Below are 21564 nucleotides of genomic sequence, written 5' to 3' on the forward strand. Positions count from 1 at the left end.
TCGATGGCCGCCGCGGGCCTGGCCGAGGTCATGGGCGGCACCCCCGCCCAGGTGGAAAACGCCGCCGAAATCGCGATGGAACACAACCTGGGCCTGACCTGCGACCCGATCGGCGGGCTGGTCCAGGTCCCGTGCATCGAACGGAACGCGATCGCCGCCGCGAAAGCGATCAACGCCGCCAAAATGGCGCTCTGGGGCGACGGAACCCACCGCGTCTCCCTCGACGAAGTCATCATCACCATGCGCGAAACCGGCAAAGACATGAGCGACAAATACAAAGAAACCGCCATGGGCGGCCTCGCCGTCAACGTCGTCGAATGCTGAACCCCAACAAAGGAAACAACACCATGACATTGGCACCTGAAGGCCGGAAGCTGCTGCGGATCGAGCAGCGCAACGCGGCGGTCCCGGTGGAACGCAAGCCGGAATGGATCAAGGCCAAGGTCCAGATGGGCCCCGAGTTCGTCGGGCTCAAGAACCTGGTCAAAAAAGAAGGCCTGCACACCGTCTGCGAAGAAGCCGGCTGCCCCAACATCTTCGAATGCTGGGAAGACAAGGAAGCGACCTTCCTCATCGGCGGCTCCGAATGCACCCGCCGCTGCGACTTCTGCCAGATCGACACCGGCAAACCCTCACCCCTGGACCGGTTCGAACCCACCAAAGTGGCCCGCTCCGTCCAATCCATGAACCTGCGCTACGCCACCGTCACCGGCGTCGCCCGCGACGACCTCGAAGACGAAGGCGTCTGGCTCTACGCCGAAACCGTCCGTAAGATCCACGAACTGAACCCCGGCACAGGCGTCGAACTCCTCATCCCCGACTTCTCCGGCAACCCCGACCACATCAACGCGATCTGCGACTCAAAACCCGAAGTCTTCGCCCACAACGTCGAAACCGTCCCCCGGATCTTCAAGCGCATCCGCCCCGCGTTCCGCTACGAACGCTCCCTCGACGTCATCACCCAGGGCCGCAACCACGGGATGGTCACCAAATCCAACCTGATCCTGGGCATGGGCGAAACCCGCGAAGAAATCAGCGAAGCCCTGGCCGACCTCCACACCGCAGGCTGCGACCTGATCACCATCACCCAATACCTGCGCCCCTCCGAACGGCACCTGCCCGTGGACCGCTGGGTCAAACCCCAGGAATTCCTCGACCTGCAGCACGAAGCCGAAGACATCGGCTTCCTCGGCGTCATGTCCGGCCCCCTGGTCCGCTCCTCCTACCGCGCCGGCCGCCTCTGGGCCACCGCCATGCGCAAAAAAGGCCGCGACATCCCCGCCAACCTCGCCCACATCGCCGACGGCATCCAGGACTCCGGCACCACCCGCCAGGAAGCAGCCACCCTCCTGGCGGGCTAGTCCTGCCAGCATGACAAGATTTGCCTGCCTGATGCCGGATCGGGGGCGGCATCAGGCAGGTGCCCGGCGGGCCAGGTGTCAGCCGCCGGGCTTAAACTGGGGCTTATGCCCGCCCCCAAAGCCTTGCGCCCCTTTGCCCACCGTGAATACCGGGTACTGATCGCGGCGCTGGCCATCTCCATCTTCGGTTCCGGCATGTGGGCCGTCGCCATGGTCTACCAGGTGATTCACCTCGGCGGCGGCCCCCTGGAACTTTCCCTGGTGGCAGCCGCCGGCAGCGTAGGCCTGGTGGCGTTCGTCCTGGCCGGCGGCATCGCGGCTGACCGCATCCCCCAGCGGCGCTTGATCATCGCCGTCGAAGGCGCCAACCTTGCTGTGATCGCTGCCATCAGCGGCCTGGCCATGGCCTGCGCGTTGCAACTCTGGCACGTGGCCGCCGGCGCCTTCGTCCTGGGTGTGGGTGCGGCCTTCTTCTTCCCGGCCTACTCCGCCATCCTGCCGCGGATCCTTCCGGCCGAGGACCTGCTGGCAGCCAACGGCATGGAAGGGACCATGCGCCCCGTGCTGCAGCAGGCCGCCGGTCCTGCGGTGGCCGGCATCCTGGTGGCCGCCCTCTCGCCGTCGTACGCAGTTGCCGGCGTTGCCGCCTGCCACCTGCTGGCGTTCGCCGTGCTGAACTTCCTGGGCCGGCATGCGCTGGCTTCAGCCCCCGGGAGCCGGTCCGGGTCCAGGCCGTCCTTCCTGCAGGACCTTCGCGAAGGCGTCAGCTACACGGTCAAGACTCCGTGGCTGCTCTGGACCCTGATCTGGGCCTGCATCTCAGTGCTGTTCCTGATCGGCCCCATCGAAGTCCTGCTCCCGTTCCTGGTCCGCGACCAGCTGGGCGGGGACTCCAGCATGTTCGGTTTCCTGCTGGCCGTCATGGGCGTGGGTGCCGCCGCCGGGTCCCTGGTGACCGCATCGCTGCGCCTTCCCCGCCGGTACCTGACTGTCATGATGGTGTCCTGGGGCGTGGGCAGCCTGCCGCTTGCCGCCGTCGGACTCATGCACAATTTCTGGGCCATCGCGGCGGCCTTGTTCGTCTGGGGCGCCACCGGAAGCGTAGGAATGGTCATCTGGGGCACGCTGCTGCAGCGCAGGGTGCCTTCCCACCTGCTGGGCCGCATCTCCAGCCTGGATTTCTTCGTGTCGCTGGCGTTGATGCCGGTCTCCATGGCGCTGGCAGGGCCGGTGGCCGAGGTGCTTCCCATCTGGCTGATTTTCCTGGTGGCCGGGCTGGTGTGCCCCGTCATGGCAATCATCGCGTCCGCGGCCGCACGCATGCCCGACGACGAACTGGCGCATCCCCTGGATCCGGCCCAGGAACCCACCGCCGCCTGAACCGGCCGGCCGGAACAGCCACTGTCACGGCCGGCCACTCAATGCGGGTTCAGCCGTTGGGGCGGACCACCGGGATGCTGGCCGTCGGGAGCCCGCTCGGGAAGACCGTGGGCTCGGGTTCCGTCACTGCTTCCAGTGGCACCTTGACGGGCTCGGCACCTACGGTCAGCACCTGGCCGCGCACGTCCACGTCGAGCGGTTCGCCGTCCTGCACGGTGAGCGTGATGGCGCCGGACACCAGTTGCACCAGCAGCAGCCGGCCGCGAAGCTTCAGGTGGAAGGCCAGCCCGTCCCACTCCCGCGGCAGCCGGGGATCGAAGTAGGGCACGGCGCCCTGGTCGCGCAGGCCTGCGAAGCCGCACACCAGCGAACTCCATACGCCGCCCGTGGACGCGATATGTACACCGTCGATCGTGTTGCCGTGGGTGTCGTCAAGGTCGATGAAGGCGGCATTGGTGAAGTGGCGCAGCGCCTCCCGGGAGTAGCCCACCTCGGCAGCCATGATGCCCTGCACGCAGGCGGACAATGTGGAGTCCCCCGTGGTGATGGGATCGTAGAAGTCGAAGGCACGCTGTTTCTGCTCCGCGGTGAAATCCTGCCACTGCAGGAACATCGCCAGCACCGTGTCCGCCTGCTTCAGGACCTGGTGGCGGTAGATGACCAGCGGGTGGAAGTGCAGCAGCAGCGGGTACTTGGACCGGGGCGTGGTCCAGTCCCACGGCTCCAGGGTCATGAAGTCGTTGTCCTGGGAGTGCACCTGCATCCGGTCATCGAACGGCAGCTGCACCCGGTCCGCCGCCGCCTGCCACAGCTGGCGTTCCTCCTGGCTGACGCCGGGGTGGTCCAGCGCTGCGGCGGCGCGCAGGTTAAACCGGGCCATGACGTTGGTGTACAGGTTGTCGTTGACCACGGCGGTGTACTCGTCCGGGCCGGTGACGCCGTGGATATGGAACAGGCCGTCCTTGCCGAAGAAGCCAAGGGACACCCACATCCGGGCGGTTTCCATCAGCAGCTCGGCGCCCATGCCCTCGCTGAAGGCGGTGTCGCCCGTGGCCCACACGTAGCGGTTGGCGGCGAAAGCGATGGCCGCGGCGATATGGAACTGGGCTGTTCCGGCGGCGTAGTACGCACTGGCTTCCAGCCCGTTGATGGTCCGCCAGGGGAACAGTGCACCGTCAACGCTGAGTTCCTTGGCCCGGATCTTGGCTTCGGGCAGCATGGCGTGGCGGAATTCCAGGACCTGCCGGGCACCTTCCGGGTTGGTGTACGTCAGGTACGGCAGCAGGTACACCTCCTGGTCCCAGAAGTAGTGGCCCTCGTAGCCGGACCCGGTGACCCCCTTGGCGGGGATGCCGGCGACGTCGGCGCGGGCGGTGGCCATGGCGAGCTGGAACAGGTTCCACCGGATGGCCTGTTGCAGGCCGGGGTCGCCGCCGTCCACCACGATGTCCGAGGTTGCCCAGTAGGCGCGGAAATGCACCTCGCTTTCGGCGAAGATCTCCGCCACGGAGCGCAGCCCGGCCTCGGCAACGGCTGCGGCGTCGGTGCCGTCGTCGAGCACTGCCCGGCCGGCGGCGTAGCTGGCGCTCTTCTCCAGGCGGAACGGTTGGTCCGGGCTCACGGCCAGGACGTAGCGGACACTGCTGTCGTCCTGGTCCACCAGGGTTTCAAAGGGCTGCACCCCGGCGGAGGTCCAGTGGTCCACGGCGACGCCCACCCGCTGCCGGGACTCCGCAGCTTCCCAGGCGAGGCGGAGCGACCCGTCGCCGCCGTCCAGGCGCAGCGGCAGCAGGACGCGGCCGGCGTGGCGGCCGGCTCGGCGCGGATCATGCACGGAATGGTCTTCCACCGGCTGGTCCTGGCGGTTGACGACGGAGGAGGTCACGTCCAGGGAGATGTCCCGGTCTGCGGCCACCTCCAGGGACAGGGCCAGGCTGCCGCGGGACGCGAATCCCACGGCGCGGCGCTCGGTGGTGGTCACAACGGCGCCGGACCGGCACTGCCACGTGATCCGGCATTCGTACACGCCGGTAAAAAAGTCGACGGTCCGCCGGTAGTCACGGACGTCGGATTCGGCCAGGCTCAGTGCCTCCCCGTCCACCACCACACTGAAGTTGTTGGCATCGGGAATGTAGAGGATGCGTTGGCCGGTCCGGGCAAATCCGAACGCGTTTTCGGCGTGCTTGATGTCCCAGATTTCGTGCAGCCCGTTAATGAAACTGCCGGGCAGCTCGGCGTCCGCCGCTGCCCAGTGGGCACCGCGGATGCCAAGATGGCCGTTGCCGAGGGCAAAGAGGGTTTCGAGTGTCCCTGCGTTTCCCGGCTCGTGGCGGGTTTCCACGAGCTGCCAGGGAGTGTTGGGGAACCGGTCGCGGTCCGCAGAGATGAGAGCCATGGTGTTGGGTCCTTTGGCATGTGCTGTGCAGCCGGCACAGGTCCGGCATAGGGGATTCGGGGGAACTGCCTGCCCGGATGGGTGCCGCCCGGGGGTGGCGGCACGCTCCGGCTTAGCGGGGATTTGTCAGGGCAGGAGCTCGGCGAGGTCGTTGACCACGAACGTCGCGCCGGCGTCGAGGAGGACCTCCCGGCCGGCACCGCGGTCCACGCCGATCACCGAGTGGAACGTTCCGGCGCGGCCGGCCTGGACACCGGACACCGCGTCCTCCACCACGACGCATTCGGCGCTGGGCAGGCCCAGGAGTTCAGCGGCGTAGGCGTACGTGGCGGGGCTGGGCTTTCCGGGCAGGCCTTCGCGGGCGGCCACCACGCCGTCCACCACCACGGGGAAATGGCTGCTGAGGTCGGCGGCGGCCAGGACGGCGGGGGCGTTCCGCGAGGAGGAGACGACGGCGACCTTCAGTCCGCGCGCCAGCACGGCTTCCAGGAAACGCACCGAGCCTTCGAACGGCTCCACACCAGCGCTGACGATGTCGTTGAAAATCCTGTTCTTGCGGTTGCCCAGTCCCTGCACCGTGACGTTGCCGGGATCGTCGTCGAGCGGGCCCTCCGGGAGCTGGATGCTGCGGGACGACAGGAAGTCGCGGACGCCGTCGAACCGGGGCTTGCCGTCGATGTGGTCGAAGTAGTCGCTTTCGCGGTAGCCCTCCACCTCGGGATGCCCGGCCAGGAAGCCGTCGAACAGTTCCTTCCAGGCCTGTTCGTGCACCGTGGCGGTGGGGGTCAGGACGCCGTCGAGGTCGAACAGGATGGCGGACGCGCCGGTCCACGCCTCAGATGCCGGGGTGGTCGTGCCGAGTGCGGGTGCGTTGTGGGCGGAGTTGTTCATCAGCAGTTGGGTCCTTTCAGGCAGCAGGGTGCTGCGAGGAGGGTGCGCAGGATGGGGTGGCTTCGATGCCCGGTGGTCTGCAAGGTGCAGGCGCCGCTCCGGCGGGGAACCGTGGGCAATCCGGGGCCTTGCTGATCTACATTCGTTTTCCATCATGAACTCGTGGCCCGCGCAGGGCAAAACCCGGACGGGGCGCCGGTCGGCACCGAGGTTGAGTGTAAGCGCTTGCAGAATCAGCCAGCAACTGTTTTTTGCAGGCCACACGAAAAACCGCCGGGCGTGACGCAGCTCAGGTGCCCGTCCGCGCCCCGCGCAGGACGTAGTGGCGCAGGAAGGCGCCCACATCCGCCATTTCGGTCTTTGACATGGCATGTCCCATGCCCGGATAGGTACGCGCCGTGAGCAGCGTGTGCTCCTCGAGCCAGCCGGCCGTGAAGGTGGTGGCATCCGGGTTGATCACCAGGTCCGCCTTGTCCCTGCCCCAGAAGAAGGGTGGCCTGGAGTCAAAAGAGTCGGTCAAGGCCAGGAGGTCGTTGTCCAGGACGAAGCCGGACAGGCCCACCGTGGCCGCGTAGTCCTGGGGGTAGAGGCGCAGCAGGGTGCTGGCCATGGCCATTCCCTGCGAATAGCCCAGCAGGCTGACGCTGGTGTGCTGTTCCCGGACCGAGTCCACCCAGGCGTGTACCTTCGCGGCCACTGAGACAACGTCAGCGAAGTCGTTCGCCAGGAAGTAGTCCAGGAGGAACCAGCCGTAGTGTTCACCGATGGGCATGGGGGCCCGCAGCGCGGCGCAGGTGAATTCCGGCGGCAGGTACTCAAACAGCCTGACCATGCGGGACTCGTCCGTGCCATAGCCGTGCATCATCACCAGCAACGGCGTTCCGGCACGCTGGTCCGCAGGCCTGGACCACACAACTGTTTCCATCGGACCAGACTAGCGAGGCGGCGCACCGACCCCCCCCTCGGCAGCTTCAGGCAACGACTCGGCAACAGTCATTGAATCGCCCCATCGCGCACTGTAGCGTGACGCCTAACTGTCAGCATGCTGACCAGGCAATTCCCTGGAACGGCCGCTGAACAGCGGCGATACCCGTGGCAATGCCACAGCAGCGACACTATCCGCAGTACCGTGCACCGCCCTATTGGAGCCGCCCCCGCGGCCAGCTAAGGAGCAAGTCATGAGAATCGGCTCGTCAATTTTCCTCATCGCCCTCGGGGCCATCCTGGCCTGGGCCATCGCCCCCGGCCTGATCCCCTTCGTGGACCAGGCACTGGTCGGTTACATCCTCATGGCCGTGGGCGTCATCGGGCTGATCGCTTCCCTGGTCCTGGCCTCGCCGGGCCGCACCCGGCGGGTCAGCGAAACCCGCTCGGTGGTGGACCCCAACACCGGGGAACGGATCACGCGGAATGAAAGCCGCGACGGCGGTATCTGAGTCCCCCGCGCACCGCGGACAGTGCAATCGCGGAAGAAACCGCAGTGAACCCGCAGAGCCGGGCCGGACCACCTTGGTCCGGCCCGGCTCCGGCGTTTCCGGGGTTGCCGGCCACAATTTTGTTTCGTGTTGGTTTCCGTTGACAAACCAACACAAGCAAAGATAAAGTCAAGTAACTCAACATCGGTGTGATGCCAGTCACGCCGCAGGCATCACCCGCAGCAACCTACGCAACGGAGGGTACGTGTTCGCCGAGGAGCGCCAGCAGAAGATTGCCGAGCTTGTCGCCGGCAGCGGCCGGGTCAGCGTGACCCTGCTGGCTGAGCGCTTCAGCATCACCACCGAAACCGTCCGGCGGGACCTCGCCGCCCTGGAGAATGCCGGGACCGTCCGGCGCGTGCATGGAGGGGCCGTAGCGGCGGACCGTTTCAGCACCACCGAAGAATCCGTTACCGACCGCGCCATCCAGCGTCCCGACCAGAAGGGCCGGATCGCCGCAGCGGCACTGGCGCTCATCCCGCGCAACTCCCCCGGCAGCGTCCTGATCGACGGCGGAACCACCACTGAAGTCCTCGCCGACATGCTGGCACGGCGCACCATGATCGAAACGGCGGACGTCGCAGGCGGCAACGAGCTGGTGGCCATCACCCACGCGGTGCCCATCGCCGGCAAGCTGTCCAGCGTCCCCGGCATCGCGCTGCACATCCTGGGCGGGCGCGTCCGCGGCATCACCCAGGTGGCCGTCGGCCAGGCCACCGTGGACGCCGCCGCCCGGATCCGCCCGGACATCGCGTTCGTCGGAACCAACGGCATCCACCCGACCTTTGGCCTCAGCACTCCCGATCCTGAAGAAGCGGCCGTCAAGGCTGCCTTCGTCCATTCGGCGCGCCGCATCGTGGTGCTGGCCGATTCCTCCAAGCTGGACACGGAAACCCTGGTCCAGTTCGCCTCCCTGAAAGACCTGGACACCTTGATTACAGACAGCGAACCCGGCCCGGAACTTGCCGCGGCCCTGGAAGAAGCCGACGTTGACGTGGTGATCGCATGATCGTCACGTTCACCGCCAACCCCAGCCTGGACCGCACGGTCGCCCTGCCGGGCCCGCTGCTGCGCGGCGAGGTGCAGCGCGCCGTCTCGGTGACGCAGGAATCCGGCGGCAAGGGCGTCAACGTCTCACGGGCGCTGGTGGCCTCCGGCCTGGAGTCCCTGGCCGTCCTTCCCGGGGCGGACAGCGACCCCGTCCTGGCCGGCCTGCGCGCAACCTCCGTGCCGTTCGTTTCCCTGCCCATCGATGAGCCGCTGCGCACCAACGTCGCCCTCACCGAGCCCGGCGGAGTTACCACCAAGGTCAACGAACCCGGTCCCGTGCTCGATGACAACCAGCAGGAGGCGCTGATCAAGCTCCTGCTGGAGAGCTCCCGCGGTGCCGGCTGGGTTGTCCTGGCCGGCTCGCTGCCGCCGGGGTTCCCCGCGGATTTCTACGCGACGGCGGCCCGCCGCCTGCGTGCAGCTGCCGACGGCGACGCGCCCCGCATCGCCGTCGACTCGTCCGGCCAGCCGCTTGCCGCCGCCCTCACCGGCGGCGCAGAAGGCATGCCGGACCTTTTGAAGCCCAACGCCGAGGAACTGGCGGAACTGGCTGCTGCAGCCGGGTTCGCCACGGCCGCAGCGGACGACCTGGAAGCGGACCCGGCGGCTGCCGCCGAGGCCGCGTCCGCCGTCGTGCGTTCCGGTGTGGGTGCTGTGCTGGCGACTCTCGGTTCCAAGGGAGCTGTCCTCGTAACGGCCGATGGCGCGTGGCTGGCCACGCATCCGCCGGTCGCCGCAGTGAGCACGGTGGGCGCGGGAGACTCCGCCCTGGCCGGCTACCTGCTCGCCCACGGCAGGGGCGCCGCCCCGGCCGACTGCCTGCGTCAGGCGGTGGCCCATGGTGCCGCCGCCGCCTCCCTGCCCGGTTCAACGGTTCCGGCAGTGCACCAAACCACCCCGGATGCCGTAACCATCACGGCCCTTCGAAAGGATTGACAGTGACTCAGCTCATCACCACGGAACTGGTCGAGCTCGACCGGAACCTGGGCAACGACCCCGAGGCGGTGATCCGGCACCTGGCAAGCAAGGTTGCTGCCACCGGACGCGCAACCGAGGTGGAAGGCCTTTTCGCCGACGCCTACGCCCGCGAGCAGAAGACTGCCACGGGAATCCCCGGCGGCATCGCCATCCCGCACTGCCGCTCCGCCGCAGTCACCGAGCCCACCCTGGCCATGGCCCGCCTGGATCCGAAGGTGGACTTCGGCGCCAAGGACGGCCCCGCCGACCTGATCTTCTTCATCGCCGCACCGGACGGTGCGGACCAGGCCCACCTGAAGCTGCTCTCCAAGCTGGCCCGCTCGCTTATCAAGAAGGACTTCACCGCTGCCCTCCGCGCCGCCGGGACGGAAGCGGAGATCGTGGAACTGGTGGACGGCGCCCTCGCCGACAAGCCCGCTGCCCACGCCGCGGAGGCACCCGCGGGCGCAGCCCCCGCAGCAGCTGCCGGCGCCGCGGCCGCACCCGCCGCCGCAGCTGCCTCCGGGTCCGGGCCCAAGCGGCTCGTCGCCGTGACCGCCTGCCCCACCGGCATCGCGCACACCTACATGGCTGCCGATTCGCTGGTGGCCGCAGCCAAGGAAGCCGGCGTGGACCTGCAGGTGGAAACCCAGGGCTCGTCAGGCGCCAAGGCGCTGGACCCGGCCGTCATCGCCGCCGCGGATGCCGTGATCTTCGCCGTGGACGTGGACGTGCGCGGGAAGGAACGCTTCGCCGGCAAGCCCGTGATCAATGCGCCCGTCAAGCGCGGCATCGACGAACCCGCCAAGATGGTCCAGGAGGCGCTGGCGGCGGCAGAGGACCCGCACGCACGCCGGGTCCCGCACTTCGGCGCGGAGGAACAGGCCGAGCAGGCAGCCGCCGAGAAGGGCGAGCACATCGGCCAGAAGCTCAAGAGGGCCCTGCTCACCGGTGTCTCCTACATGATCCCGTTCGTGGCCGGCGGCGGCCTGCTGATCGCCCTGGGCTTCCTGCTGGGCGGCTACGACATCACCGGCGTCGCGGACAAGGTGGTCTTGGAAAACAGCTTCGCCAACCTTCCCGAGGGCGGCCTGGCCATCTACCTGGGTGCGGTGTTCTTCAAGATCGGCGCCCTGTCCATGGGCTTCCTGGTGCCCGCACTGGCCGGCTACATCGCCTACGCCATCGCGGACCGGCCCGGCATCGCCCCCGGTTTCGTGGCAGGCGCCGTGTCCGGCTTCATGGGCGCCGGCTTCCTGGGCGGTATTGTGGGCGGCCTGCTGGCCGGCTACATCGCCCACCTGATCGGCACCTGGCAGGTGGCCCGCTGGCTGCGCGGCCTGATGCCTGTGGTCATCATCCCGCTGTTGGCTTCCATCGTGGCTTCCGGCCTGATGTTCCTGGTCCTCGGCGGCCCGATCGCCGGGCTCACCACCGCCCTGAACGGCTGGCTGTCCGGCATGACCGGCGCTTCCGCGATCGTCCTGGGCATCATCCTGGGCCTGATGATGTGCTTCGACCTGGGCGGACCGGTCAACAAGGTGGCCTACGCCTTCGCCGTGGCCGGCCTCAGCGCCGGCAGCGCCACCAACCAGGCGCCGTGGCAGATCATGGCCACCGTCATGGCGGCCGGCATGGTTCCGCCGCTGGCCATGGCCCTGGCCACCGTCCTGGACAAGAAGCTCTTCAGCCTGGCTGAGCGCGAAAACGGCAAGGCGGCTTGGCTGCTGGGCGCATCCTTCATCTCCGAAGGAGCCATCCCGTTCGCCGCGGCCGACCCGCTGCGCGTCATCCCCGCCAGCATGCTGGGCGGCGCACTCACCGGTGCGCTCACCATGGCGTTCAATGTCACCTCCCAGGCACCCCACGGCGGCATCTTCGTGTTCTTCGCCATCGGCAACGTGCTGATGTTCATCGTTTCGATCATCGCGGGCACCGTGGTCAGCGCCCTGGCCGTGGTGGCCCTGAAGCGCTGGGCAGCCCCGAAGACCACTGCTACCGTGGAGACCGTCCCAGCAACGGTCTGACCGCGGCCCCATCCACTACCTCAACGGCCCCATGAACCGGGACCGAAAGACAAAAGGAGCAACAATGCCAGAACGCACCGCAACCGTCGCCAGCCGCGTGGGCCTGCACGCCCGCCCTGCCGCGATTTTCGCCGAGGCAGCCGGGGAGTTCGACCTGGACATCACCATTGCCAAGGAAGGCGAGCCCGCCGATGAGGCCATGGACGCCGCCAGCATCCTGTCCCTCATGAGCCTGGGCGCTTCGCACGGCGACAAGGTTGTCCTCCGCGCCGAGGGCGCAGGCGCCGATGACGCCCTGGAGCGCCTGGTGCAGATCCTGGAAACGGACCACGACGCCGAGTAGCAACCGGTGCGCCTGGCGCACGCAGCCGGCGGCCGCCGTCGGGCTTCCCTTGTGGGAATGTCCGACGGCGGCCGCTTGGCTTTAACGCCGTCCGCTCAGGGGCGCTCGGCGATTCCCTTCACGTCCGCCAGCAGCTTGTCCCACATGCCCTTGGCGTGCCCGGCCGCGGCGGCGTCGGCGTTGTTGTCCTGCTCGAGCGTCAGGTGCGTTCCGCCGTCGCGGTCCTGCAGGGTCCAGGTCAGGGTGTGGTGGTTCTCCGGGATGTCCTCGTCGCCGCTGAGGGCGCTGAAGTGGGTGTGGACCAGCCTGTGCCCGGGGTCGACCGCCAGGACCTTCCCTTTGTCCTGGTAGGGCTTGCCGTCCCATTCGCCGGACCAGGTGATGGGGCTTCCCACCGCCCAGTCCGTTTCCAGGTCCGTTCCGAACATGAACTCCTTTGCGGCGGCAGGGTCCGTGATGACGTCCCAGACGCGCTGCCGCGGGGCGTCAATGAGGATCGTGGACGTTGCCGTGAAGCCCCCGGGCATGTCACGCCTTCCGAGCGGTCAGCAGCAGGTACTCCCACTCCATCTGGAACGGGATGTCGCCGTGGGCGTCGCCGTAGGACTCGGCGAGGCCGGCCAGAGCCTGGTCCAGTTCCTTCGCCCTGTCAGCGTCCGCCCCGAGGAACTTGTACACCGAGATGGTGGGGCCGTAATGGGATTTGAAGTAGCGCACAAAATCCATGGGCTGGTGGAAGCTGCGCACCGCCAGGGTCTGCTTGCGCGCCGTCACGTCCGTGATCCTGTCCCCCATCAGGCTGCGGACGTGGTCCTCGCTTCCCCACTGCGGCGCTGGCTGGGCGCCCGGCGGAGGGGGCGGCGCGAACGGTTTCATGGTGGCGAACATCTGGCCGATGAATCCCTCCGGCGTCCAGCTCAGCAGTCCGATGCTGCCGCCGGGCTTGCAGACGCGCACGATTTCATCCGCCGCCCGCTGGTGGTGCGGGGCGAACATGGCGCCCAGGCAGGACATGACGACGTCGAACTCGCCGTCCGCGAACGGCAGCGCCTCCACATCGGCTTCTTTCCATTCCAGGCCCACTCCCCGGTTGGCGGCCTCACGCCGGCCCGCCTCGAAGAGCTCGGGCGTGAGGTCCGCGGCCACCACCTTGGCACCCATCATGGCCGCAGGGATGGCTGCGTTGCCCGAGCCGGCGGCCACGTCCAGCACCTTGTGCCGGGAGCGGACACCGCAGGCCTCCACCAGGATGGCGCCCAGGTCCAGGAGCATTTCATCCGCCAGGGCCGGGTAGTCTCCCGAGGCCCACATGGCCCGGTGCTTCTGTTTCAGCGCCCGGTCCGCCTGTACCTCATCTGTCTGTTCAGTCATGGTCCGCGCTCCTCATCGAGCCGTTGGAGTGTCAGCACGCTGCGGGCACAGCGGAGGCTGCGATGCGACTCATTCTGGCCGCGCAGGACCATGGTGTAAAGGCTGCCGCAGCAGGCCGCCGGCCCTCCGCAGCCCGCGGACCGGTTCAGGCGGGCTTCCGCGCCCGGGTGGTGGTCTTCGCGGCCGGCTTCGCTGCGGTCTTTGAGGCCGCCGATTTGCTGCCCGCCGGCTTGCTGTCCGTTGCCTTGGTGGCCTTCGATGCGGTGGAGGCGGCCTTCGCCGTGCCGGATTTTGCACCGCCGGTGCTGCCGGACTTTGCGGAGGTTGACCTGGTTGCCGTGGTTTTTGACGCGGTGGATTTTGCAGCGGTGGACCGGGTACCTGAGGTGGTTTTCGAGGCAGCAGTCCCGGTTCCGGACGACCGTGCTCCGGAGGACTTCCGCGCGGGCTTGGCCGCCTCGTCTTCCTCCTCCTCTGCGCCCTCAGAGTCACCGGAACCAGCTGGGGACGACGACGACGCGGAACCGCCGCGCTTCCGGTCCAGGCTCCGCTTCAGGGCCTCCATCAGGTCGATGACCTCACCCTTTCCGCCCTCGCCGGCCTCCACGCCGAACGTTTCTTCGGTATCCAGGGACTCGCCCTGCTCCAGCTTGGCGTCAATCAGGGTACGCAGCTGCACCTGGTAGTCATCCGTGAAGGACTCCGGTTCGAAGTCCGCAGCCATGGATTCCACCAGCGCGGCCGACATGTCCCGCTCCTGCGCGGAAATCCGGATGTCGGCGTCCAGGGACGGGAAGTTCGCTTCGCGCACCTCATCAGGCCACAGGAGGGACTGCAGCACCAGGACGTCGTCCTTGATCCGCAGCGCGCCCAGCCGGGTCTTCTCCCGCAGGGCGAACTGGACGATGGCCACGCGGTCCGTGTCCTCCAGGGCGCGCCGGAGCAGCACATACGCCTTGGGCGATTTTGAGTCCGGCTCCAGGTAGTAGCTCTTCTCGAACATCATCGGTTCGAGCTGGTCCGAGGGGACGAACTGCACCACTTCGATCTCGTGGCTGTTCTCCGCGGGGATGGACTTCAGCTCGTCCTTGGAAAGGATCACCGTGCGGCCATCCTCCTCGAACGCCTTCTCGATGTCCGAGTAGTCGATCACCTGGCTGCAGACTTCGCAACGGCGCTGGTAGCGGATCCTGCCGCCGTCTGCGTTGTGAACCTGGTGCAGACTGATGTCATGATCCTCTGTGGCGCTGTAGACCTTGACTGGCACGTTGACCAGCCCAAACGCGATGGCACCCTTCCAGATGGCTCTCATCACTCCAGTCAACAGCACGCAGGGCCGGAGGTGAAGACCCATGGCCGGTAAGGAGCGTGTCCGGGTGGCCGGGCGGGAGCTGACGCTCACCAACCTGGACAAGGTCATCTACCCGGAATCCGGCACCACCAAGGCCGATGTCCTGGCCTACTACGCCGCAGTGGCCCATGTACTCATCCCGGCAGCGGCCAACCGGCCCGCCACCCGGAAGCGCTGGGTCAATGGGGTGGGCACGGCGGACAAACCGGGTGAGGTCTTCTTCCAGAAAAACCTGGAGGATTCCGCGCCGGGATGGCTCCCCCGGGCAGCAATCACCCACAAGGACCGCACCATCCACTACCCCCTGGTCAACGACGCCGCCGTGCTCACATGGTTCGGGCAAATCAACTCGCTCGAAATCCACGTTCCCCAGTGGCGGGTGGACTCCCACGGCAACCAGCTGAACCCGGACCGGCTGGTCCTGGACCTGGACCCGGGTGAGGGCGCCGGGCTGCCGGAATGCCGGGAGGTGGCGCTGCTGGCCCGCGACATCCTGCAGGACGTGGGGCTGGACCCGGTGCCCGTCACCAGCGGCAGCAAGGGCATCCACCTCTATGCCCCGCTGGACGGCTCGCAGACCTCGGACCAGGTGTCCGCCTTTGCCCGCGAGCTGGCCCGCGCCCTGGAGTCCGACCATCCGGACCTTGCGGTCAGCGACATGAAAAAGACCCTCCGCCGGGGCAAGGTGCTGGTGGACTGGAGCCAGAACAATGCGGCCAAGACCACCATCGTGCCGTATTCACTGCGCGGCCGCCCCACCCCGATGGTGGCCGCACCGCGGACGTGGCGGGAGATCAGCTCGCCGCGCCTCAAGCACCTCGACTACCAGGAGGTGCTGCAGCGGGTGCGGGACGGCAAGGACCCGTTCGCCGCCGTCGTCCGCTCCGCCGGCGCGGCAGACGCCGGGGCCGGGCACGACGGCGCCCGGGACGACGGCAATCCCCGCCTGGAAAAGTACCGTTCCATGCGCGACCCCGGGGCAACGCCGGAACCTTTCAGCGGCCAGGCGGGCAGCGGCAACGCCTTCGTCATCCAGGAGCACCATGCCAGCCGCCTGCACTGGGACCTCCGGCTGGAGCATGAAGGAGTGCTCGCCTCGTGGGCCCTGCCCAAGGGGATTCCCGAGTCCGGCGGCAAGAACCACCTTGCGGTGCAGACCGAGGACCACCCCATGGACTACCTCACCTTCCACGGCACCATCCCCAAGGGCGAGTACGGTGCGGGCGAGATGTTTATCTGGGACACCGGCACCTACGAACTGCATAAGTGGATCAACGGCAAGGAAGTCATCGTGACCCTCACCGGCTCCGGGAACGGGGGCCTGGGCGGCCCCACCAAGGTCGCCCTGATCCACACCGGGCGGGGCCGGGACAAGGACGCGGAGAAGCAATGGCTCATCCACCTCATGGACGGCGAACACCAGGGCGCACGACGGCGGGACGCACCGTGGTCCGTCACGCCGGCGGAGGGAGCGGGGCCGGCGAAGGATTCCGCAGAATCAGCGGGAACCGGCCCTCTGCCGCCGGAGGACCGCAGGCCGATGATGGCCACGTCCGGCACCGAGGCGGACCTCGCCGGCAGCGACTGGCAGGTTGAACTCAAGTGGGACGGGGTCAGGGCCATCCTGGTGGCGGACCGGCAATCCATCCGCATTTTCAGCCGCAACGGCAACGACGTCACCAAGACCTACCCTGAACTCACGGACCGTTCCTGCTGGCCGGAGCAGTCCTTCGTGGCCGACGGCGAGATCATCGCCCTCGGCCCTGCCGGCAGGCCGGACTTCGGCCTCCTCCAGGGGCGGATGAAGCTGACCAAGGCGGCCGACGTTGCCCGGGCCCGCACCGCCATTCCCGTGCGGCTGGTGCTCTTCGACCTCCTGCAGGACGGGGACAAGGACCTCCGCCGCCTGCCGCTGGCCACACGGCGCCGCCGGCTCGAACAGTTCTACCGGCCCTCCGACTGCCCGGTGGACCTGTCCATGGTGCTTGACGATCCGATCCGCAACATCATGGACAGCGCACAGGAACTGGGCCTGGAAGGGGTGATGGCCAAGCGGACGGACAGCAGGTACGTCAGCGGCCAACGCACCCGCACCTGGATCAAGCTCAAAACCGAGCGGACCCAGGAAGTGGTGGTGGGCGGCTGGAGGCCCGGGAAGGGCGGCCGCCAGGAGACCGTGGGGTCGCTGCTGGTCGGAATTCCGGAGGGCGGCAAGCTGCAGTACGTCGGGCGCGTGGGCAGCGGCTTCAGCGGCCGTGAACTGGCGGAGCTGCGGCAGACGGTGGAACAGTTGGCCCGGAAAACGTCCCCGTTCCATGAGGTCCCCCGGCCTGACGCCGCGGACGCCCACTGGGTGGCACCGCGGCTCGTGGGTGAAGTGACCTACGGCGAATGGACCGGCCCGGGGAGGCTCCGGCATCCGCGCTGGCGGGGTTGGCGTCTGGACAAGGACCCGTCCGAGGTGGTCCGGGAGGCCTGATGGTCCCTGTCGCGGACCGGCGCGGCGGCTCCTGCGACGCGCAAACTCGTCCGGGACGCGGAAATTCCCTGTCGCACCTCTCATAGGGGGTGCGCCAGGGAATTTCCGTGTCGGTAATGAAGATGCGGTTCGCCCTTCCTAGGACGAGTGCGGCATCTGCGGCCTGCTGGTCCGGTGGACGGCGGTAACGGAGGCCTCGTGGCCCATCCGGCCGTGGCCGCTCCCCCGGTCCTTCGGGTGCCGCCGCTTGCCGTTGCCGTCCGGCCAGGAGTTCTGCTGCGGCAGTCCGGACCCGCCGCCGGCCGCCGGGGCCGGGAGGTCCGGGGTGGCCATGGCCGCCGCGAGGTGGTCGGCCAGCTCGGGTTTGATGTTGGATGTGCGGTGTTCGTCAGCCATTGTTCTTCCTTTCCACGATGAAACGAAGTCTTGGAGAATGCGAGGCCGCTAGGGCCTGCGGTTTGCCGGGGGTACCGGCACGTGAGGCGCTGCAGCACACTGCAGCGGCGAGGCGTGATGGCTCGGTGACGGTCGGCGGTGAACCTTCCCCGCTGCGCGCGGCCGACTACTCAAACAGCAAGATTCCCATTGCTCCACCTTAGGCACCGGCCCGGCGCCTGTGAACCCCCGAATTGCCGTGGCGCAGATCACAGCAGGCGTACAATGGCGGCGTGAACGGCGCCTGAACAACCCGATGTGGAAAAAGATTCGGTAACGATGGTCACAACCAGCGCGCATCCCAGTGCTGGCGCTGGAAAACACCGGAAAACAACCCGGAGAAGTTGGCCCGAACGGGGCTCAAATGGGTTGACAATACGGCATCGACGAGGCGTGCGCTACAAAATCCGCGTAAAATTGAAGGCCTGCCCGGAGCGGGGCAGCAAGTAGTCGCAAGCAAATGACCTCCACAGGAGTTGCCCAAATGCCCATAGACCAAAGCAAGAACGACCCCTCAGCAGGCGCCAGGAACGCCGGCGGAACCACCCCTGCAGCCGTGAAGGCCGCCAAGAAGCCCAAGCTGCTTCCGCGCCGCCGGCTCAAGGAATCCGACGTCAATGTCGTCGACCAGCCGATGCTCAAGAAGGCCCTCGGCGGAACCATCGTGGGAAACACCATGGAGTGGTACGACGTCGGCGTGTTCGGCTACCTGATCACCACCATGGGCCCGGTCTTCCTCCCGGAATCGGACCCCACCACGCAGACCCTGTTCCTGCTGGGAACGTTCGCCGCAACCTTCATCGCCCGCCCGCTGGGCGGCGTGGTCTTCGGCTGGCTCGGTGACAAGGTGGGCCGCCAGAAGATCCTCGCCGCCACCCTGATGATCATGGCTGCCAGTACCTTCGCCGTCGGCCTGCTGCCGGGCTACGCCCAGATCGGCCTGTGGGCCGCCGGGCTGCTGGTGCTCCTCAAACTGATCCAGGGCTTTTCCACCGGCGGCGAATACGCCGGTGCCACCACGTTCGTCAGCGAATACGCCGCCGACAAGCGCCGCGGCTTCTTCGCCAGCTTCCTGGACCTGGGCAGCTACATGGGCTTTGCCATCGGCGCAGCCCTGGTCTCCGTCCTGCAGCTGACCCTGGGACAGGACACCATGGAGGACTGGGGCTGGCGCATCCCGTTCCTCGTGGCCGGTCCGCTGGGCCTGATTGCTGTGTACTTCCGGAGCAAGATCGAGGAATCCCCGCAGTTCCAGGCAACCCTGGACGCCCAGGAGGAGAACGCCAAGAACGCCACGGCCGGCGACACCGCCGCCGCCAAGGGACCCGTCGGCATCGTCAAGGCTTACTGGCGCCCCATCCTGGTGGCCATGATCGTGGTGGCAGCCGCCAACACCGCCGGCTACGCATTGACGTCCTACATGCCCACCTACCTGACCGCCTCCAAGGGCTACGACGAGGTCCACGGCACGCTGCTGACCATCCCGGTCCTGGTGATCATGAGCCTCTGCATTCCGCTGACGGGTAGGCTCTCGGACCGCATCGGCCGCCGCCCCGTCCTGTGGATCGGCGCGGTGAGCACGGTTGTCCTGGCCATCCCGGCCTTCCTGCTGATCGGGATCGGAGCAGTGTGGTCCACGCTTGCCGGCCTGGCCCTGGTGGCCTTCCCCGTCACGTTCTACGTGGCCAATCTGGCCTCTGCCCTGCCGGCCCAGTTCCCCACGTCCAGCCGCTACGGCGCCATGGGCATCGCCTACAACTTTGCGGTGGCAATCTTCGGCGGAACCACTCCCTTCATCGTTGAGGCGCTGATCAAGTCCACCGGCAACGACATGATGCCGGCCTACTACCTGATGGCCACCTCCTTGGTAGGCGCCGTGGCTATCTACTTCCTCAAGGAATCGGCCAACCGGCCGTTGCCCGGCTCCATGCCCAGCGTGGACACCGAGGAAGAAGCACGCGAACTCGTCAAGACCCAGGACGAGAACCCGCTGATCAACGTGGACGAACTGCCGTTCGACACCCACCCGCACCACGGAGGCAAGACTCCGGTCGACGCCTGACCGGCCCTCTGTTCCGCTCCGTTACACAGGACCGCCGCACCCATGCAGGGTGCGGCGGTCCTTGCGTTTAAGGTTGAGTCGTCGCCCCGGGCAGCACCCGGGACCGCACGCAGAAAGGTGGTACGGCATGGAACGCGTCCTGCGGCAGGTCCGTGCCCTCCACCGGATGGAGCCCGCCAACGCCGACCACCTGGCCGCTCTGCGGGTGGCCCTCAGCGTTGCCGTCCCGTCACTGCTGCTGCTCGCCGCCGGCCGGGCAGACCTCACCATCTACGCGGTGTTCGGCGCCCTCACCGGCATGTACGGCCGCTCCGAGCCGCACCAGCTGCGGCTCCTGCACCAGTCCCAGGCGGCCCTGGTGCTGCTCGGCGGGGTGGCGGTGGGCGTCCTGCTGTCCGTCAACCACCTGCACTCCTGGTGGCTCGTGGCCGTGGAAGCCGTGCTGGCCGGCGCGGGCTCGGTGTACTCGGACCGGGTGGGGTTGAGGCCCAACGGACCCTTCTTTGGCATCCTGGCCCTCGGAGCGTGCGCGTCGGTACCCATGGCTGTTCCCTGGCACGTGGCCCTGCTGATCGCCGCAGGCTCAGCCGCGTTCTCCATGGCGGTGGGCTTCAGCGGCTGGCTCCGGCGCCGCTCCTGGCACCGCGGCGCCATGCGCAGCATTCCTGCGCTGCAGGCGGCCGGCCGGCGCGATGTACTGATCCACGCCGCACGCTACGTGCTGGCGGTCGGCGCCGCAGGAGCCGCCGGGGTGCTCAGCGGCAGCGGGCATCCGCATTGGGCCATGGCGGCTGCCGCGGTGCCGCTTGCCGGGGCGGACCTTCCCAGCAGCGTCCGCCGCGGCATCCACCGGATCGTGGGGACGTTCCTGGGGCTGGTGGTCACCGCCGTCGTCCTCCTGCCCGGCCCATGGACGCTCACGGGTGCCTTTCCCGGGCAGCAGACGGTCCTGCTGGCCCTGCTGGTGATCCTTTTCCAGTTCACCACGGAGCTGTTCATGACGCGGCACTACGGGCTGGCCATGGTCTCCTTCACGCCGGTCATCCTGCTGATGACCCAGCTCGCCGCACCCGCGGACCCCGGCGTCCTGATCCTGGAGCGCGCCGTCGAGACCCTGGTGGGGGCCTTGACCGGGATCGCCGTGGTGGTGGCCGTCAGGAAGTCCGGGTCGCGCAGTCCTGCCGCGCTGCTGGGGCTGGCGCCCCTACTTCGGCCGGCGCGGCGGTCCCGCCATTAGCTTCGCCGGAGCCACCCGGGCCAGGGCAGCCACCACCTTGTAGCGCCTGGACGGTATGGACACGGCCTTGCCCTTCGCGTTGTCCGCCAGGCCCTCCCGCACCACGTGCCCGGCCGCCAGCCAGGCCCAGGACGGCGCCACCGATTTATCCATGCCCATCCGGTCGTGGAACTCCGTGTGCGTGAAGCCCGGGCACACCGCCGTCACCTGGATGCCGCGGCTCCGGTAGGCGAGGTTGGCCCAGCGGCTGAAGCTCAGCAGCCAGGCCTTGGCGGCGGAGTAGGTGCCGCGCGGCAGGAACGCGGCAATGCTGGCCACGTTGATGATCCTGCCGTTGCCCCGCTCCAGCATGCCGGCCAGCGCAGCGTGGGTGAGGACCAGGGCCGCTTCACAGTGCAGCTTCAGGTGCCGCCGCTCTTCCTCGGCGGAGTTGTCCTCGAAGTTGTGCAGCAGCCCGATCCCGGCGTTGTTGACCAGGATCCCCACCGGACGCCCGGGGTCGGCGAGGCGTTCGACGACGGCGGCCAGGCCGGCGTCGTCCGTCAGGTCTGCGGGCAGCACCTCAGCCGCGGCACCGTAGCGCCGTTCCAGGTCCGCCGCGGTTTCTTCGAGCCGTTCCCGGTTGCGGGCAACGAGCACCAGGTCGCAGCCCTCGGCGGCAAGCTGCCGGGCGAATTCGGCACCGAGGCCGGCGCTGGCCCCGGTAACCAAGGCTGTTGTCCGTGAAGTGGTAGGCGTCATGCTGCAAGA

Annotated in this window: 19 protein-coding genes; 11 read left to right on the forward strand and 8 right to left on the reverse strand. The window is 67.9% G+C overall.

The features are described from left to right. The 3 genes from AS031_RS10430 to AS031_RS10440 form a co-directional block, all read left to right on the forward strand. Positions 1–324: L-serine ammonia-lyase, iron-sulfur-dependent, subunit alpha (locus tag AS031_RS10430; RefSeq protein WP_176716538.1), on the forward strand; the 324-nt coding region annotated here is incomplete at its 5' end. A 23-nt stretch (positions 325–347) separates the two neighbouring features. Next, a complete protein-coding gene (gene lipA / locus AS031_RS10435) occupies positions 348–1361 on the forward strand; it encodes a lipoyl synthase (RefSeq protein ID WP_058268462.1) in 1014 nt (337 codons plus the stop codon). 105 nt (positions 1362–1466) lie between these two features. Further along, positions 1467–2741, forward strand: coding sequence for an MFS transporter (locus AS031_RS10440; protein ID WP_058268099.1), 1275 nt, complete (start codon positions 1467–1469; stop codon positions 2739–2741). Positions 2742–2790: 49 nt separating this feature from the next. Here AS031_RS10440 and AS031_RS10445 read toward each other — a convergent pair whose 3' ends face one another. The 3 genes from AS031_RS10445 to AS031_RS10455 all read right to left on the reverse strand — a co-directional run bounded on the left by AS031_RS10445 (position 2791) and on the right by AS031_RS10455 (position 6952). Continuing rightward, positions 2791–5136, reverse strand: coding sequence for a glycoside hydrolase family 65 protein (locus AS031_RS10445; RefSeq protein WP_058268100.1), 2346 nt, complete (start codon positions 5134–5136; stop codon positions 2791–2793). A 126-nt stretch (positions 5137–5262) separates the two neighbouring features. Continuing rightward, positions 5263–6027: an HAD family hydrolase gene (locus tag AS031_RS10450; protein ID WP_058268101.1), complete on the reverse strand. Its 765-nt coding sequence runs from the start codon at positions 6025–6027 to the stop codon at positions 5263–5265. 289 nt (positions 6028–6316) lie between these two features. Next, positions 6317–6952, reverse strand: coding sequence for an alpha/beta hydrolase (locus AS031_RS10455; protein WP_058268102.1), 636 nt, complete (start codon positions 6950–6952; stop codon positions 6317–6319). A 253-nt stretch (positions 6953–7205) separates the two neighbouring features. Between AS031_RS10455 and AS031_RS10460 the strand changes: the two genes are divergently transcribed. The 5 genes from AS031_RS10460 (at position 7206) to AS031_RS10480 (ending at position 11879) form a co-directional block, all read left to right on the forward strand. Then, positions 7206–7463: a DUF6458 family protein gene (locus tag AS031_RS10460; protein ID WP_058268103.1), complete on the forward strand. Its 258-nt coding sequence runs from the start codon at positions 7206–7208 to the stop codon at positions 7461–7463. Between the two features lie 244 nt (positions 7464–7707). Beyond that, on the forward strand, positions 7708–8511 hold the full coding sequence (locus AS031_RS10465; RefSeq protein WP_058268104.1) for a DeoR/GlpR family DNA-binding transcription regulator: 804 nt from the start codon (positions 7708–7710) through the stop codon (positions 8509–8511). Then, complete coding sequence (locus AS031_RS10470; RefSeq protein WP_058268105.1) at positions 8508–9488, forward strand: 1-phosphofructokinase family hexose kinase; 981 nt, start codon at positions 8508–8510, stop codon at positions 9486–9488. Before AS031_RS10465 ends, AS031_RS10470 begins: the two co-directional genes overlap by 4 nt. A 2-nt stretch (positions 9489–9490) precedes the next feature. Continuing rightward, positions 9491–11536, forward strand: coding sequence for a PTS fructose transporter subunit IIABC (locus AS031_RS10475; protein ID WP_058268106.1), 2046 nt, complete (start codon positions 9491–9493; stop codon positions 11534–11536). A 64-nt stretch (positions 11537–11600) separates the two neighbouring features. Continuing rightward, positions 11601–11879, forward strand: coding sequence for an HPr family phosphocarrier protein (locus AS031_RS10480; RefSeq protein ID WP_058268107.1), 279 nt, complete (start codon positions 11601–11603; stop codon positions 11877–11879). Between the two features lie 95 nt (positions 11880–11974). Here the strand turns inward: AS031_RS10480 and AS031_RS10485 are convergent, their stop codons facing one another. From AS031_RS10485 to ku, 3 genes are all read right to left on the reverse strand, one after another. After that, positions 11975–12406, reverse strand: coding sequence for an SRPBCC family protein (locus AS031_RS10485; protein ID WP_058268108.1), 432 nt, complete (start codon positions 12404–12406; stop codon positions 11975–11977). 1 nt (position 12407) lies between these two features. Then, on the reverse strand, positions 12408–13250 hold the full coding sequence (locus AS031_RS10490; protein ID WP_058268109.1) for a class I SAM-dependent methyltransferase: 843 nt from the start codon (positions 13248–13250) through the stop codon (positions 12408–12410). A gap of 145 nt (positions 13251–13395) precedes the next feature. Beyond that, positions 13396–14562, reverse strand: coding sequence for a non-homologous end joining protein Ku (gene ku, locus AS031_RS10495; RefSeq protein ID WP_058268110.1), 1167 nt, complete (start codon positions 14560–14562; stop codon positions 13396–13398). Positions 14563–14602: 40 nt separating this feature from the next. On the opposite strand from ku, the gene AS031_RS10500 reads away from it, so the two are divergent. Continuing rightward, positions 14603–17080 carry an ATP-dependent DNA ligase gene (locus tag AS031_RS10500; protein WP_058268111.1) on the forward strand — a complete coding sequence of 826 codons (2478 nt, stop codon included), beginning with the start codon at positions 14603–14605 and terminating at the stop codon, positions 17078–17080. Positions 17081–17218: 138 nt separating this feature from the next. Here AS031_RS10500 and AS031_RS10505 read toward each other — a convergent pair whose 3' ends face one another. Next, a complete protein-coding gene (locus AS031_RS10505; protein WP_058268112.1) occupies positions 17219–17476 on the reverse strand; it encodes a hypothetical protein in 258 nt (85 codons plus the stop codon). A gap of 523 nt (positions 17477–17999) precedes the next feature. On the opposite strand from AS031_RS10505, the gene AS031_RS10510 reads away from it, so the two are divergent. Continuing rightward, on the forward strand, positions 18000–19577 hold the full coding sequence (locus AS031_RS10510) for an MFS transporter (protein WP_058268113.1): 1578 nt from the start codon (positions 18000–18002) through the stop codon (positions 19575–19577). A gap of 127 nt (positions 19578–19704) precedes the next feature. After that, entirely contained in the window at positions 19705–20814 is a 1110-nt protein-coding gene (locus AS031_RS10515) for an FUSC family protein (RefSeq protein WP_058268114.1), read from the forward strand. Here AS031_RS10515 and AS031_RS10520 read toward each other — a convergent pair. After that, the gene (locus tag AS031_RS10520) at positions 20782–21555 is read right to left on the reverse strand and encodes an SDR family NAD(P)-dependent oxidoreductase (protein ID WP_058268115.1); all 774 of its coding nucleotides are present in this window, start codon (positions 21553–21555) and stop codon (positions 20782–20784) included. The two genes, AS031_RS10515 and AS031_RS10520, sit on opposite strands and share 33 nt — an antisense overlap. Positions 21556–21564 lie beyond the last annotated feature (9 nt).

The organism is Pseudarthrobacter enclensis, from assembly GCF_001457025.1.
GTDB classification, from domain to species: Bacteria; Actinomycetota; Actinomycetes; order Actinomycetales; family Micrococcaceae; genus Arthrobacter; species Arthrobacter enclensis.

What these genes read in the sequence shown, in the direction of transcription:
- AS031_RS10485 (WP_058268108.1), bottom strand. Translation starts at nt 12,406, where the DNA reads ATGCCCGGGGGCTTCACGGCAACGTCCACGATCCTCATTGACGCCCCG.
- AS031_RS10445 (WP_058268100.1), bottom strand. Translation starts at nt 5,136, where the DNA reads ATGGCTCTCATCTCTGCGGACCGCGACCGGTTCCCCAACACTCCCTGG.
- ku (WP_058268110.1), bottom strand. Translation starts at nt 14,562, where the DNA reads ATGAGAGCCATCTGGAAGGGTGCCATCGCGTTTGGGCTGGTCAACGTG.
- AS031_RS10450 (WP_058268101.1), bottom strand. Translation starts at nt 6,027, where the DNA reads ATGAACAACTCCGCCCACAACGCACCCGCACTCGGCACGACCACCCCG.
- AS031_RS10470 (WP_058268105.1), top strand. Translation starts at nt 8,508, where the DNA reads ATGATCGTCACGTTCACCGCCAACCCCAGCCTGGACCGCACGGTCGCC.
- lipA (WP_058268462.1), top strand. Translation starts at nt 348, where the DNA reads ATGACATTGGCACCTGAAGGCCGGAAGCTGCTGCGGATCGAGCAGCGC.
- AS031_RS10455 (WP_058268102.1), bottom strand. Translation starts at nt 6,952, where the DNA reads ATGGAAACAGTTGTGTGGTCCAGGCCTGCGGACCAGCGTGCCGGAACG.
- AS031_RS10440 (WP_058268099.1), top strand. Translation starts at nt 1,467, where the DNA reads ATGCCCGCCCCCAAAGCCTTGCGCCCCTTTGCCCACCGTGAATACCGG.
- AS031_RS10460 (WP_058268103.1), top strand. Translation starts at nt 7,206, where the DNA reads ATGAGAATCGGCTCGTCAATTTTCCTCATCGCCCTCGGGGCCATCCTG.
- AS031_RS10520 (WP_058268115.1), bottom strand. Translation starts at nt 21,555, where the DNA reads ATGACGCCTACCACTTCACGGACAACAGCCTTGGTTACCGGGGCCAGC.
- AS031_RS10500 (WP_058268111.1), top strand. Translation starts at nt 14,603, where the DNA reads ATGGCCGGTAAGGAGCGTGTCCGGGTGGCCGGGCGGGAGCTGACGCTC.
- AS031_RS10510 (WP_058268113.1), top strand. Translation starts at nt 18,000, where the DNA reads ATGCCCATAGACCAAAGCAAGAACGACCCCTCAGCAGGCGCCAGGAAC.
- AS031_RS10505 (WP_058268112.1), bottom strand. Translation starts at nt 17,476, where the DNA reads ATGGCTGACGAACACCGCACATCCAACATCAAACCCGAGCTGGCCGAC.
- AS031_RS10490 (WP_058268109.1), bottom strand. Translation starts at nt 13,250, where the DNA reads ATGACTGAACAGACAGATGAGGTACAGGCGGACCGGGCGCTGAAACAG.
- AS031_RS10480 (WP_058268107.1), top strand. Translation starts at nt 11,601, where the DNA reads ATGCCAGAACGCACCGCAACCGTCGCCAGCCGCGTGGGCCTGCACGCC.
- AS031_RS10515 (WP_058268114.1), top strand. Translation starts at nt 19,705, where the DNA reads ATGGAACGCGTCCTGCGGCAGGTCCGTGCCCTCCACCGGATGGAGCCC.